The sequence below is a fragment of the Streptomyces sp. SDT5-1 genome, from assembly GCF_052245995.1.
Lineage (GTDB): Bacteria > Actinomycetota > Actinomycetes > Streptomycetales > Streptomycetaceae > Streptomyces.
The window spans coordinates 3757776-3771740 of record NZ_CM125963.1 but is presented as its reverse complement, the minus strand read 5'-3'; the positions used below and the strand labels follow the sequence as shown (position 1 = coordinate 3771740).

Sequence of the window (13965 nt, the reverse complement as noted above, 5' to 3'; positions counted from 1 at the left end):
TCGCGAGAGGACTGAACATGGCCATTCTGGCATTGCCGATGTCGGCGGATCCGGGACGACTGAGGGTGGTCACGTACTGCCGGGTCTCCACCCCGGGACAGCTGGAAGGATCCGGGCTGGAGGAGCAGCGTGCACTCTGCGGGCGCTGGCTCGCGGGCCGGCCGGGCGCCGAAGTCGTCGGTGAGTACGTGGACGAGGCCGCGTCGGGGACAGGGGAAATCCGGCCGGGTCTCGAACAGTTGGTGCGCGCTGCCCGCTCCGGCGGCATCGACCGGGTCCTCGTCCCGAGTGTGGACCGGGTGGGCAGGACGGCCCGGGCCGCCTACCAGTGGGCCTGGGCCATGGAGGACCTGGGCGTGCACATCGTCTCGGTTCTCGAGGGGATCGACACGAGCACCGAGGTGGGGTGGGCCGAGTTCCGCCGCCACGTCGCCTACTCGGACATGGAGTGGCGCCGAATCCGGCAACGCACCGTCGCGGGCCGCGAGTCGGCGATCTCCTACGGAGGGTGGCCCGGCGGGCCTGCGCCCTACGGGTACCGGATCGTCTCCGACACGGTGGACACCGACGACGGACGCAGGGCTCTGTCCGTACTCGTCACGGACGAACGGGAGTCGGCGGTCATCGGCGTCGCGGCCGGGCTGTTGATCGACCAGGGCATGAACTGCGCCCAGGCCGCGGTCGAGCTCAACGCCAGAGGGATGGTCACCCGGAGCGGCAAGCCCTGGGAGGCGGCCAACCTACGTTCCCGCCTGAGCGGAGAGACCATCCATCAGGGATACGTGGTGTACCGGAAGACCAGCCGCGGGGGCGTGGCAAACGTCACGCGCCGCGGGGAGAACGGAGACCCGCTCCACGGCGCCCCGGTGAGGATCGGGGTGCCGCCCATCCTGACGCAGGAACGGGCTCGTCAATTGATGGAGGCGCTCCGCCGGACGGGATTCCAGAACGGCCGCCGCAGCAATCGCTCCTACCCCCTCACCGGCCGGCTCCACGGGGACTGCGGTGAGACGTATGTCGGAGCCACCGAAGGGGAGCGCCGTGTGTACCGGTGCCGAGGGCGCGTGGCGGGGCTGTGCCGCGAACCCAATCTGCGGGCCGACGCCATCGAAGCGGCGGCCCTGCGCGAGTTGTTCGGGCTGCTCGACGGCCACGAACTCCTGGCGGCCGACGTGGTTCGGCAGCGGCACGCGGCGGCGCCCGGCGACCCCTCGCGGTACGAACGGCGGGTGCGGGAGATCGACCGGGCGGTCGCGCGCCACGAGGAGCTTCTGCGCGGGGCGCCGGCGTACGTCGCGGCCGGGATCGCTCCGGCCGTACTGCACGCCGCTGCCGAGCGCATGCGCGAGGAAGCCGAAGATCTGCGTCGCCAACGGGCGGTGGCGGCGGAGTGGCTCGCCGGCCGGGAGGCCGATGACGCGCGGCGTGACGACCTGCTCGACGCCATCCGGTCCGGTGCGGCCTGCGTGCCTGGCCTGAGTCCTGAACAGGTGCGTGCATTGTTCGAGGCGTTCGACGTCCAAGTTCACTGCGGGACGCGTGAAGTTCTCTACAAGGCGGGGGTCAGGTGCCCGGTCACCGAGTGGCACGAGGAGACCGGCATGTTGGTGCCGCCCGACCCCACGGACGAGGAATGGGGGAGCGTGCTCGCGGCGCTCGGCCCCTTTTTCACCAAGCGGCACTTCACCAGCAAGTACGACATCCGCGGGCAGTTCAACGGAATGCTGCACCGGCTGCGGCACGGGCTGAGCTGGAAGGATCTCCCGGCCGCTTGGGGCCCGGCGAACGCGATCAGGGAGCGCCAGCTGTCCTGGTGGAAGAAGGGCGCATGGCCTGCGGTCATGGCGGTGCTCCACGCGGACGTGCGAGGCGAACCGGTCTACAGGCCTCCCGTTCCGCCTCCCCTTCGCGTTGTCACCGGCGTGCGTCTGGATTGCAGCGAACTGTACGGATTCGTCGGGCAGTTCGCGGACTTCGGAAAGGTCGCGAACTGACGCCCCGTCAAGACTGTGACTTTCACGTGATCTACGCTGCATCGACTTGTGACAGGTGTTCGAGTGCCGCTACGTTCACGGATCATCGCGACACATGCACAACCCGCACCACTTGCACCACCCGTCGCGCGTAGCAGCATCAGTCTCGCGAAAGGCAAACGCATGCTCTCCGGGAACGGTCGACACCGTCGCCCCCGTCAGGCCCCTGCTCTCGTCGTCGCCGCCGGAGTCACCGGCAGCGCCATCGCGATCCCGCTGTTCGCCGCCAGTGGCGCGAGCGCCGCGACCACGCAGGCGTGGGACAAGCTCGCGGAGTGCGAGAGCGGCGGCCAGTGGAGCCTGGACGCCGGGAACGGCTACTACGGCGGTCTCCAGTTCACGCAGGAGAGATGGGAGGAGTACGGGGGGCTCGCCTACGCCCCGCGTGCCGACCAGGCCAGCCGTTCGCAGCAGATAGCCGTGGCCGAGAAGGTCCTCGAGGACAAGGGTCCGAGCGCCTGGCCGATGTGCTCGCTCACCGCGGACCTCACCAAGGACGACGACTCGGCGGACATCGATCCGGGTGTCACCGCGTCCCCGTCTCCCTCGCAGTCGGCCGACAGCGGGGACGACGAGGGGAGCGAGGGCGACAGCGGCGCCGGCGACGAGGCGGATGCCGGCAAGGGTGCGTCGGCCAGTCCTTCGCCCAGTGACAGCGCGGACGAGACCGCGAGCGACGACTCGGGCGATACCTCCGGTAACAAGGAGAAGGAGAGCGCCTCGCCGGAGTCGTCGGAGCCGGAGTCGCCGGAGCCGACGGAGTCCGCCGCCTCCTCAAGTGACAAGTCCCACGCGCCTTCTGCCACGGAGAGCCCCGACGCCTCCTCCGGTCGGCACCGCGGCGACCGCGCGTCCGACGACGAGGCGGACTCCCGCGCGAGTGAGGGTCGTCACGCCTCGCGCGAGAGCAAGCGCGACGGCGACGCGTACACGGTCCGCGCCGGCGACAACCTCTGGGACATCGCGAAGGCCGAGGACGTGCACGGCGGCTGGGACGCGCTCTACGAGCGGAACAAGGAGACGGTGGGCTCCGACCCCGATCTCATCCTTCCTGGTCAGAGCCTGGATCTTGGAGACGGTTCGGACAAACAGTGAAGGTTTTCGGGGGTAGTTGAGGGGGCTTTGTCCGATGTTGGTCGAGTGAGACATGGGTCTCAAAGCCCCTGATCAACTTTGAAATCGGACGGATCGACTGCTTACGGTCGTGACCGCTCGCTTCAGCGGGCCCCGACGGATGTCACGCCGAATCCTGCCAGCGTCCGTACGGGAACAGTCGACGCGTCAGCGCCGTAGGCAGGAGCGGGGGACCCAGGTAAGCGCCCTTCCGGGAGACCGGACGGGCTTGGGGTGAAGCAGCGCACAAGGATGCCGCTGCCGGGCACTCACTGGCCCGAACCCGACAGCTCACCTCGCAGGCGTCGGTGAGGGGATACCTCCATGCTGTTTTCCGGCAAGAACAAGCACCGCCGCCCGTCCAAGGCCGTCCGCGTCGCCACGCTCGGCGGTGTCGCCGCCGCCGCGGTCGCCGTGCCGCTGATGGGCGCCACGTCCGCCTCCGCCGCCACCTCGTCCGAGTGGGACCAGGTCGCGCAGTGCGAGTCCGGTGGCAACTGGTCGATCAACACCGGCAACGGTTTCTACGGCGGCCTGCAGTTCTCCGCCTCCACCTGGTCCGCCTACGGCGGCGACCAGTACGCGTCCACCGCCGACAAGGCCTCCAAGGCGCAGCAGATAGCCATCGGCGAGAAGGTTCTCGCCTCCCAGGGCAAGGGCGCCTGGCCGAACTGCGGCACCGGCCTGTCCTCCGCCTCGTACGACGGCGCCTCCGCCGACTCGTCCTCCTCGCAGCAGCAGGAGGCCCCGAAGCAGGAGACCCAGCAGCGCGCGGACCGCTCCGAGCAGCGTCAGCAGCCGCAGCAGCAGGCCCCGAAGCAGGAGGCCCCCAAGCAGCAGGCCGCTCCGAAGCAGGACACCGTCACCACCCCGACCGGCAACAAGGTCGAGAAGGGCGACGGCGAGTACAAGGTCAAGTCCGGCGACACCCTCAGCAAGATCGCCGAGGCGCACGGCACGACCTGGCAGAAGCTGTTCGAGAAGAACAACGACATCGTCAAGGACGCCAACCTGATCTACCCGGGTCAGCAGCTGCACCTCAGCTAAGCGTCAGGTCCGGAAGGACCGCAGGCACGGACTCGGCATCGGCGGACGCCGAGCCCGGCCGCCCTCCCCGTCCCCACGGGCCGCTCACTCCGGCGACCTCCGTCCCGCTCAGCCGGGCCGGAGGTCGCTGTTTTTGTTCCGTTAAGAAACATTTCGCTATCGGCGTTGTCCACGAGACGGGCGTTCGGATGGCCGATGCCCGCGAGCCGGTTACGCTCAGGGGTGCGGGACCACGGATCCATGCAGCCGCCCGCACCGCCCGTCACATCCCAGAAGGAGATGCTCGTGCCGTCCATCGACGTCGTCGTAGCCCGGGAAATCCTGGACTCCCGAGGCAATCCCACGGTCGAGGTCGAGGTCGGCCTCGACGACGGCAGCACCGGCCGTGCTGCCGTTCCGTCCGGCGCCTCCACCGGCGCCTTCGAGGCCATCGAACTCCGCGACGGTGACCCGAACCGTTACCAGGGCAAGGGCGTCGAGAAGGCCGTCCTCGCCGTCATCGAGCAGATCGGCCCGGAGCTCGTCGGCTACGACGCCACCGAGCAGCGCCTGATCGACCAGGCCATGTTCGACCTGGACGCGACCGACAACAAGGGCTCGCTCGGCGCCAACGCCATCCTCGGTGTCTCGCTCGCCGTCGCCCACGCCGCCTCCGAGGCCAGCGACCTGCCGCTCTTCCGCTACCTCGGCGGTCCGAACGCGCACCTGCTGCCGGTCCCGATGATGAACATCCTGAACGGCGGATCCCACGCGGACTCCAACGTCGACATCCAGGAGTTCATGATCGCCCCGATCGGCGCGGAGTCCTTCTCCGAGGCCCTGCGCTGGGGCGCCGAGGTCTACCACACGCTGAAGAAGGTCCTGAAGAGCAAGGGCCTGGCCACCGGCCTCGGCGACGAGGGCGGCTTCGCCCCGAACCTCGGCTCGAACCGTGAGGCCCTCGACCTGATCCTCGAGGCCATCAAGGAGGCCGGCTACGTTCCCGGCCAGCAGATCGCCCTCGCCCTCGACGTCGCCGCCTCCGAGTTCTACAAGGACGGCAAGTACCAGTTCGAGGGCAAGGAGCGCTCCGCCGCCGAGATGACGGAGTACTACGAGGAGCTCGTGGCGGCCTACCCGCTCGTCTCCATCGAGGACCCGCTGTTCGAGGACGACTGGGCCGGCTGGAACGTCATCACCGAGAAGCTCGGCGACAAGGTGCAGCTCGTCGGCGACGACCTGTTCGTCACCAACCCTGAGCGCCTGGCCCGCGGCATCGAGGAGAACTCGGCGAACGCCCTGCTCGTGAAGGTGAACCAGATCGGTTCGCTGACCGAGACCCTGGACGCCGTGGAGCTGGCCCAGCGCAACGGCTTCAAGTGCATGATGTCCCACCGCTCCGGCGAGACCGAGGACGTCACCATCGCCGACCTGGCCGTCGCCACGAACTGCGGCCAGATCAAGACCGGCGCCCCGGCCCGCTCCGAGCGCGTCGCCAAGTACAACCAGCTCCTGCGCATCGAGGAGATCCTCGACGACGCGGCGGTCTACGCCGGTCGCTCGGCGTTCCCCCGCTTCAAGGGCTGAGCCTCACTGAGGCTGTAGTTCCGTACGTCCCCGCACTCGGTCCCGTACCGTGTGCGGGGACGTACGTACGTGAGCGGCGACGGGGAGGCGGGAGCAGGCGATGCCCGGAAAGGTCCGAGACAGGGACTCCAGAGATCGCTTCTCCACGGCCACCCGCCTGCGGATCCTGGGCGAACAGACCGCGGAGCGCGTCTACCGCTCGCAGAACAAGCGGCAGGCCCGCCGCTCCCGCCTCACGGGACGCGCGGCGCTCCTCGCCCTCGTCCTGTGCACGCTGGTGGTCGCCCTGGCCTACCCCATAAGGCAGTACGTCTCCCAGCGCGGCGAGATCGAGGACCTCCAGCGCCAGCAGCAGGAGGCCAAGCAGCGCGTCGACCGGCTGCGCGACGAGAAGGCGCGCTGGCAGGACGACGCGTACGCCGAGCAGCGCATCCGCGAGCGCCTGCACATGGTGATGCCGGGCGAGACCGGGTACGTGGTGCCCGACGCGCGGACCGTCGAGCGCGACCGCGCGCAGCAGGAGACCGAGGACCGCCCCTGGTACTCCAACGTCTGGGACGGCGTCGACAAGGCCGACCAGGCGGACAACTGACGAAGACCGAAGGAAACACCCGAGCGATGGAAACCCCCCCGCCGCAGACCGAGCCCACCGCGCCCACGGACGCCGACATCCACGCGTTCAAGGAGCAGCTGGGCCGCCCGCCGCGCGGCCTGCGCGCCATCGCGCACCGCTGCCCCTGCGGCAACCCGGACGTGGTCGAGACGGCGCCGCGTCTGGAGGACGGCACGCCCTTCCCGACGACGTACTACCTGACGTGTCCGCGGGCGGCGTCGGCGATCGGCACGCTCGAGGCGAACGGCGTGATGAAGGAGATGACGGAGCGGCTCAAGGAGGACCCGGAGCTGGCTCGTCAGTACCGTGCCGCGCACGAGGACTACATCGCGCGCCGCGACGCCATCGAGGTCCTGGAGGGCTTTCCGAGCGCCGGTGGCATGCCCGACCGTGTGAAGTGCCTGCACGTCCTCGTGGCCCACTCCCTGGCCGCGGGCCCCGGTGTGAACCCTCTCGGCGACGAGGCGATCGCGATGCTCCCGGAGTGGTGGCGCAAGGGCGCCTGCGTCACACCGACCGACTGACCTTTCCCATGCCAGACGGCCCGCCTCGATCGCCGGCGGGGCGGGGGCGACTTCCCGTAGTACCACCACGACGACCAGCAGGAGATCACCGTCATGACGCGGGTAGCCGCCATCGATTGCGGTACCAACAGCATTCGCCTTCTTGTCGCGGACGCGGATCCGGACACCGGTGAGCTCGTCGATCTGGATCGGCGGATGACGATCGTCCGGCTCGGGCAGGGCGTCGACAAGACGGGGCGCCTCGCCCCTGAGGCGCTGGACCGGACGTTCGCGGCCTGCCGCGAGTACGCCGAGATCATCAAGAAGCACGGCGCCGAGAAGCTCCGTTTCGTGGCGACGTCCGCCTCCCGCGACGCCGAGAACCGCGACGACTTCGTGCGCGGCGTCCTGGACATCCTGGGCGTCGAGCCGGAGGTCATCACGGGCGACCAGGAGGCCACGTTCTCCTTCACGGGTGCGACGAAGGAACTGACCGGCCGCGCCGACCTCGACAAGCCGTACCTGGTCGTCGACATCGGCGGCGGCTCCACGGAGTTCGTCGTCGGCGACGACACCGTGCGCGGGGCCCGCTCCGTGGACATCGGCTGCGTACGGATGACGGAGCGTCACCTCGTCGCGGAGGACGGCACGGTGGCCGACCCGCCGTCCCCGGCGCAGATCGAGGCGATCCGCGAGGACGTCGGCGCGGCCCTCGACCTGGTCGAAGAGACCGTGCCGCTGGCCGAGGCCCGCACCCTGGTGGGCCTGGCCGGTTCGGTCACCACGGTGTCCGCGCTCGCGCTGGGCCTGAGCGAGTACGACTCGGCGGCGATCCACCACTCCCGGATCCCGTACGAGAAGGTCGCGGAGCTGACCGACTGGCTGCTGGCGTCCACGCACGACCAGCGCGCGCTGAAGTCGGTCATCCACCCGGGCCGGGTGGATGTGATCGCCTCCGGCGCGCTCGTGCTGCGTCTGATCATGGAGCGGATCGGTGCCGGTGAGGTGGTCGTGAGCGAGCACGACATCCTCGACGGCATCGCCTGGTCCCTCGCCTGAACCGTCCCCCTGAACCGCCCCGTGAACCACCCCCTGGACCGTCTCTCCTGAGCGTCCCGCACGGCGTCTGAGCGCTCTTCTGAGCGCTCTCGACACCCCGCCACGACACGCTGTCGGGAAAGTTCGTGAACTTCTTCACAAGGAAATCGGCCCACTTGGAGGCTGTTACGCGCTCTCGAGTCCGTTCGAGGGGGTGTGAGGGTCCCGCAACGCGGTGCTGGGGAGGTTTCCGCAGTGTTGCGGGCCGGTTGCGGACGGGAGTGGTCCAGTGCGGCCGAATGCCCACTGTGGCTGCTCAAGAGGGGTGTGCAACGTCTGGGGCGGGGCGGTGGTTCCCCTGCGGCGCCATGACATGGGTCACGTGGGCGGCGCAGTGTAGCAGAGGCCCCCCACAAGCTTGTGAAGGGGCGCACGAGCACCCCCCGCCAGTCGGGTGGATACTCGATGGCATGAGCACCACGGAGCGTCCCAGGATCCTCATTGTCGGGGGTGGGTACGTAGGCCTGTACGCGGCGCGGCGCATCCTCAAGAAGATGCGCTACGGCGAAGCGACCGTCACGGTCGTCGACCCGCGCTCGTACATGACGTACCAGCCCTTCCTCCCCGAGACCGCCGCCGGCAGCATCTCGCCGCGCAACGTCGTCGTCCCCATGCGACGCGCTGTGCCGGGCGCCGAGATCCTCACCGGCCGCGTCACCTCCATCGACCAGGACCGCAAGGTCGCCTCCGTCGCGCCGATCGTCGGCGAGGCGTACGAGGTTCCCTTCGACTACCTGGTGATCGCGCTCGGCGCGGTCTCCCGCACCTTCCCGACGCCGGGCCTCGCCGAGGCCGGTATCGGTATGAAGGGTGTCGAGGAGGCCGTCGGTCTGCGCAACCACGTCCTCGAGCAGCTCGACAAGGCCGAGTCGACCACGGACGAGGAGATCCGCCGCAAGGCGCTCACCTTCGTCTTCGTCGGCGGTGGCTTCGCGGGTGCCGAGACCATCGGTGAGGTCGAGGACCTGGCGCGCGACGCGGCCAAGTTCTACAAGAACGTGAAGCGCGAGGACATGCGCTTCGTGCTCGTCGACGCCGCCGACAAGGTGCTGCCCGAGGTCGGTCCCGACCTGGGTCTGTACGGCAAGAAGCACCTGGAGTCCCGCGGTATCGAGGTCTACCTCGGCACCACGATGCCGTCCTGCGTCGACGGCCACGTCGTCCTCAGCAACGGCCTCGAGGTCGACTCCAACACCATCGTGTGGACCGCGGGCGTCAAGCCGAACCCGGCCCTGTCCCGCTTCGGTCTGCCGCTCGGCCCGCGTGGTCACGTCGACGTCGGCGCCGACCTCCAGGTCGCCGGAACGGACTACATCTGGGCCGCGGGCGACAACGCCCAGGTCCCGGACCTCGTCGGCCGCGCGAACGGCAACCCGAACGCCTGGTGCCCGCCGAACGCCCAGCACGCCATGCGCCAGGCCAAGGTCCTCGGCGACAACGTGGTGTCCGGCATGCGGGGCTTCCCGCAGGCGGACTACAAGCACGCCAACAAGGGTGCGGTGGCCGGTCTCGGCCTGCACAAGGGCGTCGCGATGATCGTCATGGGCAAGATGAAGATCAAGCTCAAGGGCCGTCTCGCCTGGTACATGCACCGCGGCTACCACGGTCTGGCCATGCCGACCTGGAACCGCAAGGTCCGTGTGATCGCCGAGTGGACGATCAACATGTTCCAGAAGCGCGACATCACCGCGCTCGGCGCCCTGGAGACTCCGCGCGAGGAGTTCTACGAGGCCGCCAAGCCGGCTCCGAAGCCCGCGGCCGAGGCGCCGAAGGCGGAGGAGAAGAAGGACGAGAAGGTCGAGGAGAAGGCCAAGGCCTCCTGACCTGCGCATAGTTCCACCCCGAAGGGGCCGCTCGCCATCCGTGGTGCGGGCGGCCCCTTCGGCGTTCGCACCCCGATGTAGATGGCATCTACAGGTATTTTGCCGTTCCGTGACTCGGTAACGGGACTGCGCAGGCGGCCTGTCGGTGTTTACCTGCTGTTGGACCGTTCCGGGATTTCCGAGAATTCGTCTCGTCACGGAGGTGTGCGCCATGCAGAACGCCGCACAGCGGCTGAAGAATCTCGCCGAGCAGTTGTTCGGCGTCGAACTCCCCGTGCGCCTGCGCGCCTGGGACGGCTCGGAGGCCGGCCCCCCGGACGCCCCGGTACTCGTCGTGCGGCACCGCCGGGCGCTGCGCCGACTGCTCTGGAAGCCCGGAGAGTTGGGACTCGCCCGCGCCTGGGTCGCCGGGGACCTGGACGTCGAAGGCGACCTGTACGAGGCGCTCGACCGGATGGCCGGGCTCATCTGGGAGCGGGACCCCGACGAGGAGCCGCGGAGCCTGCGGCAGGCCCTCAAGGACCCGAAGGTGCGCTCGGCGGCCAAGGAGCTGGTGAAGCTCGCGGGACCCGCCCTGCCGCCCGCCCCGCCGCCCGAGGAGATGCGCAGGGGTGGCCGTCTCCACCTGCACACCAAGGGCAGCGACAAGCAGGCCATCAGCCACCACTACGACGTCGGCAACGACTTCTACGAGCTGGTCCTCGGCCCCTCGATGGTCTACTCGTGCGCCTACTGGGAGTCGCCCGAGGCCGGCCTCGAATCGGCCCAGCGGGACAAGCTGGAGTTGATCTCCCGCAAGCTGGACCTCAAGCCCGGGATGCGGCTGCTCGACGTGGGCTGCGGCTGGGGCTCCATGGCCATCCACGCGGCCCGTGAGCACGGCGTGAGCGTCGTCGGCGTCACGCTCTCCCAGGAGCAGGCCGCGTACGCCAGGAAGCGGGTCGCCGACGAGGGCCTCACGGACCGCGTCGAGATCCGCGTGCAGGACTACCGCGACGTGCGCGACGGCCCGTACGACGCGATCTCGTCCATCGGCATGGCCGAGCACGTCGGCGCCGAGCGGTACCTGGAGTACGCCGCCGATCTGTACGCCCTCCTCAAGCCCGGCGCGCGGCTCCTGAACCACCAGATCGCGCGGCGGCCGCAGCGGGACGAGGCGGCGTACGAGGTCGACGAGTTCATCGATGCCTACGTCTTCCCCGACGGGGAGCTGGCGCCCGTCGGCACCACCGTCGGCCTCCTGGAGCGCGCCGGGTTCGAGGTGCGGGACGTCGAGGCGATCCGCGAGCACTACGCGCTCACCCTGCGCCAATGGGTGCGGAACCTGGAGGCGGCCTGGCCGCAGGCCCTCAAGCTGGTCAGCCCCGGCCGGGCCCGCGTGTGGCGGCTCTACATGGCGGCGTCCGCGCTGAGCTTCGAGCGCAACCGCATCGGGGTCAACCAGGTCCTCGCGGTGAAGACGCCGGAGAGCGGGGTGTCGGCCATGCCGCTGCGGGCCCGCACCTGGAACGACTAGCGCGCTCGTCCCGTACGCGCGTCGGGGCGCACCCGCGATGGCGGGTGCGCCCCGATGTCGTACGGCCAGGAGCTACTCGGCCTTGATCGAGTCCAGCATGTTCAGGCGGGCCGCCCTGCGGGCCGGCCACAGCGCCGCGAGGATGCCGACGACCGCGGCGAGCGCCAGGAAGATCCCCATCCGGCCCCACGGCAGGATCAGCTCGTACGTCGACATCGAGTTGCCGATCAGCTGCCCTGCCGCCCAGCCGAAGAACACGCCGAGGCCGATGCCGAGCACGCCGCCGAACAGCGAGATCACCAGGGACTCCAGGCGGACCATCCGCTTGATGCCCTTGCGGTCGATGCCGATCGCGCGGAGCATCCCGATCTCCTGCTGACGCTCGAAGACCGACATGGCCAGGGTGTTGATGACACCGAGCACGGCGACGATCACCGCCATGGCGAGCAGGCCGTAGAGCATGTTCAGCATCAGCGTGAAGATCTGCGCGACCTGGTTGGTGATGTCCTGCTTGTCCTGGACCTGGATCGCCGGGTTCTCGCCGAGCGCCTTGGTGAGCTTGTCCTTCGTGGCGTCGGACGCGCCGCCGGACGTCTTCACCATGACCTGCATGTCGCCGGAGTCCGCGCTGAGGTGAGGGGCGAGCGTCGGGGTGTCGATCATGATGCCGCGCATCATCTCGTTGGCCTCGTAGACGCCCGCGACGGTCAGCTTCTGCGGCCTGTCGTCCTCGTAGTGCGTGGTGAAGGTCGAGCCGGTGGACCAGCCGTGGTCCTTCGCGGTCTTGTCGTCGACCACGACGCGGTCGCCGCCGACGTCGAACTTCCCGCTGTCCAGGGGCAGCTCGGCGAGCTGGTTGATCGTCTTCCCGTTGACGCCGGTGAGGAACTCGGTGCCGCCGTCGACGCGGGCCGGCGAGTTGGTCAGACCGCTGACGGCCGTGACGCCGGGCGCCTTCTCGAGGGTCTTCACGACGTCGGGGGAGAGCTGGTTGCCGTTCGCCATGGCGACGACGTAGTCCGCCTTCACGGAGTCGGCCGCCATCTTGTTGATCGCCGACTGCACGCTGCCCGCGATCACGGTGAGGCCGGTGATCAGCGTCAGGCCGATCATCAGCGCCGACGCGGTGGCGGCGGTGCGGCGCGGGTTGCGCACCGAGTTCAGGCGGGCCAGCTTGCCGGAGATGCCGAAGGCGCGCAGGACCGGCGCGGCGAGCGCGATCAGCGGCCGGGACAGCAGCGGCGTGAGGATGAAGACGCCGATGACGAGGAGCGCGGCGCCCGCGCCCATCGGGGCCTGGCCGCTGTCGCCGCTCATGGTGGTGGCGTAGAGCACGGCCGCGACACCGGCGGCGGAGACCAGGGCGCCCAGCGTGTTGCGGAGCACCAGGGACTTGGCGGTGGGCGCGGCGTGCACCGCGTTCATCGCGGCGACCGGCGGGATCTTCGCGGCGCGGCGGCCCGGCAGCCAGGCGGCCAGCATCGTGATCAGGATGCCGACGACCAGCGCGGCGACGACCGTGCCGGGGGAGACGACCAGCGGCCCGTCCGGGATGATCGCGCCCGTCGTGCCCATGAGCGCCCGCATGCCCGCGCCGATGCCGATGCCGACGGCGAGCCCTGCCACCGCGGCGACCGCGCCCACGACGAACGCCTCGAGGAGCACGGACCGCGTGACCTGCCTGCGGGAGGCGCCGACGGCCCGCATCAGCGCCAGCTCCTTGGTGCGCTGGGCGACGAGCATGGTGAAGGTGTTCGCGATGATGAAGATGCCGACGAACAGCGCGATCCCCGCGAAGACCAGCAGCATCGTCTTCATGGAGCTCATCGACGACGAGATCTGCTCGGCCTGGTCGTCGGCGAGCTGCTGCGCGGTCGTGGTCTCGGTCTGCCCGGACGGGAGCGTCTTGTCGAGCGCGGACTTCAGCTGCTCCTGGCTCGTCCCGGCCGCGGCCGTCACGTCGATCTCGTCGTACGCGCCCGGCTTGTGGAAGAGCGCTTGCGCGGTCGGGGTGTCGAACAGGGCGAGCGAGCCGCCCGCCGAGACGTTCCCGTCGTCGGTGGTGAAGATGCCGGTCAGGGTCGGGGTGAGCACGGGCCCGTCGACGGACATCCGCACCTGGTCGCCGACCTTGTAGCCGGCGCGCTCTGCGGTCTTCGCGTCGAGCGCGACCTGGTCCTTGCCGTGCGGGGCCTTGCCCTGCTTCAGCGGGTACCGGGCGTCGTCCGTGCCCCAGTAGTTGCCGCCCTTGGTGGAGAAGCCGTCGCCGACGAGCTTGCCCTTCTGGTCGGCGACCGCGGCGTACCCGCTGACCACGCCGTACGCGGAGCCCGCGCCCTGGGTGTCACGGGCGGCCTTCAGGGTGGCGTCGGTGAGCCTGGCCTCCTTGCCGACGGTGTTGCCCTTGTCCTCCGCGCGCTGCGCGGTGACGGCGACGTCGACATGGCTGAAGCCCTTCGCGGAGGACTTCTCCATGGCGCCGGAGATGGTGTTGGTGAAGACGAGGGTGCCGGTGACGAAGGCGACGCCGAGCATGACGGCGAGCACGGTCATCAGCAGACGTGCCTTGTGCGCGAGCACGTTGCGCAGGGCGGTTCGGAACATGGGTCTACTCAGTCCTGGTGGGTGGGGCCGATGCGGGCCGATGCGTGGG

The 13965-nt window shown here is 69.6% G+C and carries 10 protein-coding genes and 1 riboswitch; of the genes, 9 read left to right on the top strand and 1 reads right to left on the bottom strand.

The genetic code is table 11. From position 1 onward, the window contains the following. Nucleotides 1-17 precede the first annotated feature (17 nt). The 9 genes from ACTWJ8_RS17470 (at nucleotide 18) to ACTWJ8_RS17430 (ending at nucleotide 11312) form a co-directional block, all read left to right on the top strand. Entirely contained in the window at nucleotides 18-1994 is a 1977-nt protein-coding gene (locus tag ACTWJ8_RS17470; protein ID WP_443264410.1) for a recombinase family protein, read from the top strand. A gap of 162 nt (nucleotides 1995-2156) precedes the next feature. Continuing rightward, nucleotides 2157-3128 carry a transglycosylase family protein gene (locus tag ACTWJ8_RS17465; protein ID WP_443264408.1) on the top strand — a complete coding sequence of 324 codons (972 nt, stop codon included), beginning with the start codon at nucleotides 2157-2159 and terminating at the stop codon, nucleotides 3126-3128. 180 nt (nucleotides 3129-3308) lie between these two features. Continuing rightward, nucleotides 3309-3466: riboswitch (cyclic di-AMP (ydaO/yuaA leader) on the top strand. A 4-nt stretch (nucleotides 3467-3470) separates the two neighbouring features. Then, nucleotides 3471-4193: a transglycosylase family protein gene (locus ACTWJ8_RS17460; RefSeq protein WP_356384357.1), complete on the top strand. Its 723-nt coding sequence runs from the start codon at nucleotides 3471-3473 to the stop codon at nucleotides 4191-4193. Between the two features lie 285 nt (nucleotides 4194-4478). Continuing rightward, nucleotides 4479-5759 (top strand): phosphopyruvate hydratase, encoded by a 1281-nt coding sequence (eno, locus tag ACTWJ8_RS17455; protein WP_356384360.1) that lies wholly within the window; start codon nucleotides 4479-4481, stop codon nucleotides 5757-5759. Nucleotides 5760-5859: 100 nt separating this feature from the next. Continuing rightward, entirely contained in the window at nucleotides 5860-6351 is a 492-nt protein-coding gene (locus tag ACTWJ8_RS17450) for an FtsB family cell division protein (RefSeq protein WP_356384363.1), read from the top strand. A gap of 26 nt (nucleotides 6352-6377) precedes the next feature. Next, nucleotides 6378-6896, top strand: coding sequence for a DUF501 domain-containing protein (locus tag ACTWJ8_RS17445; RefSeq protein WP_356384366.1), 519 nt, complete (start codon nucleotides 6378-6380; stop codon nucleotides 6894-6896). A 93-nt stretch (nucleotides 6897-6989) separates the two neighbouring features. Next, nucleotides 6990-7934 (top strand): Ppx/GppA phosphatase family protein, encoded by a 945-nt coding sequence (locus tag ACTWJ8_RS17440; RefSeq protein ID WP_356384369.1) that lies wholly within the window; start codon nucleotides 6990-6992, stop codon nucleotides 7932-7934. A gap of 449 nt (nucleotides 7935-8383) precedes the next feature. Continuing rightward, the gene (locus tag ACTWJ8_RS17435; protein WP_443264407.1) at nucleotides 8384-9796 is read left to right on the top strand and encodes an NAD(P)/FAD-dependent oxidoreductase; all 1413 of its coding nucleotides are present in this window, start codon (nucleotides 8384-8386) and stop codon (nucleotides 9794-9796) included. Nucleotides 9797-10007: 211 nt separating this feature from the next. Further along, nucleotides 10008-11312 (top strand): class I SAM-dependent methyltransferase, encoded by a 1305-nt coding sequence (locus ACTWJ8_RS17430; RefSeq protein WP_443264405.1) that lies wholly within the window; start codon nucleotides 10008-10010, stop codon nucleotides 11310-11312. Nucleotides 11313-11384: 72 nt separating this feature from the next. Here the strand turns inward: ACTWJ8_RS17430 and ACTWJ8_RS17425 are convergent, their stop codons facing one another. Further along, complete coding sequence (locus ACTWJ8_RS17425; protein WP_443264403.1) at nucleotides 11385-13916, bottom strand: ABC transporter permease; 2532 nt, start codon at nucleotides 13914-13916, stop codon at nucleotides 11385-11387. Between the last annotated feature and the right edge of the window lie 49 nt (nucleotides 13917-13965).

Coding starts and splice junctions, on each gene's coding strand:
- ACTWJ8_RS17470 (WP_443264410.1), top strand. CDS start 18: ATGGCCATTCTGGCATTGCCGATGTCGGCGGATCCGGGACGACTGAGG.
- ACTWJ8_RS17465 (WP_443264408.1), top strand. CDS start 2,157: ATGCTCTCCGGGAACGGTCGACACCGTCGCCCCCGTCAGGCCCCTGCT.
- ACTWJ8_RS17460 (WP_356384357.1), top strand. CDS start 3,471: ATGCTGTTTTCCGGCAAGAACAAGCACCGCCGCCCGTCCAAGGCCGTC.
- ACTWJ8_RS17450 (WP_356384363.1), top strand. CDS start 5,860: ATGCCCGGAAAGGTCCGAGACAGGGACTCCAGAGATCGCTTCTCCACG.
- ACTWJ8_RS17445 (WP_356384366.1), top strand. CDS start 6,378: ATGGAAACCCCCCCGCCGCAGACCGAGCCCACCGCGCCCACGGACGCC.
- ACTWJ8_RS17440 (WP_356384369.1), top strand. CDS start 6,990: ATGACGCGGGTAGCCGCCATCGATTGCGGTACCAACAGCATTCGCCTT.
- ACTWJ8_RS17435 (WP_443264407.1), top strand. CDS start 8,384: ATGAGCACCACGGAGCGTCCCAGGATCCTCATTGTCGGGGGTGGGTAC.
- ACTWJ8_RS17430 (WP_443264405.1), top strand. CDS start 10,008: ATGCAGAACGCCGCACAGCGGCTGAAGAATCTCGCCGAGCAGTTGTTC.
- ACTWJ8_RS17425 (WP_443264403.1), bottom strand. CDS start 13,916: ATGTTCCGAACCGCCCTGCGCAACGTGCTCGCGCACAAGGCACGTCTG.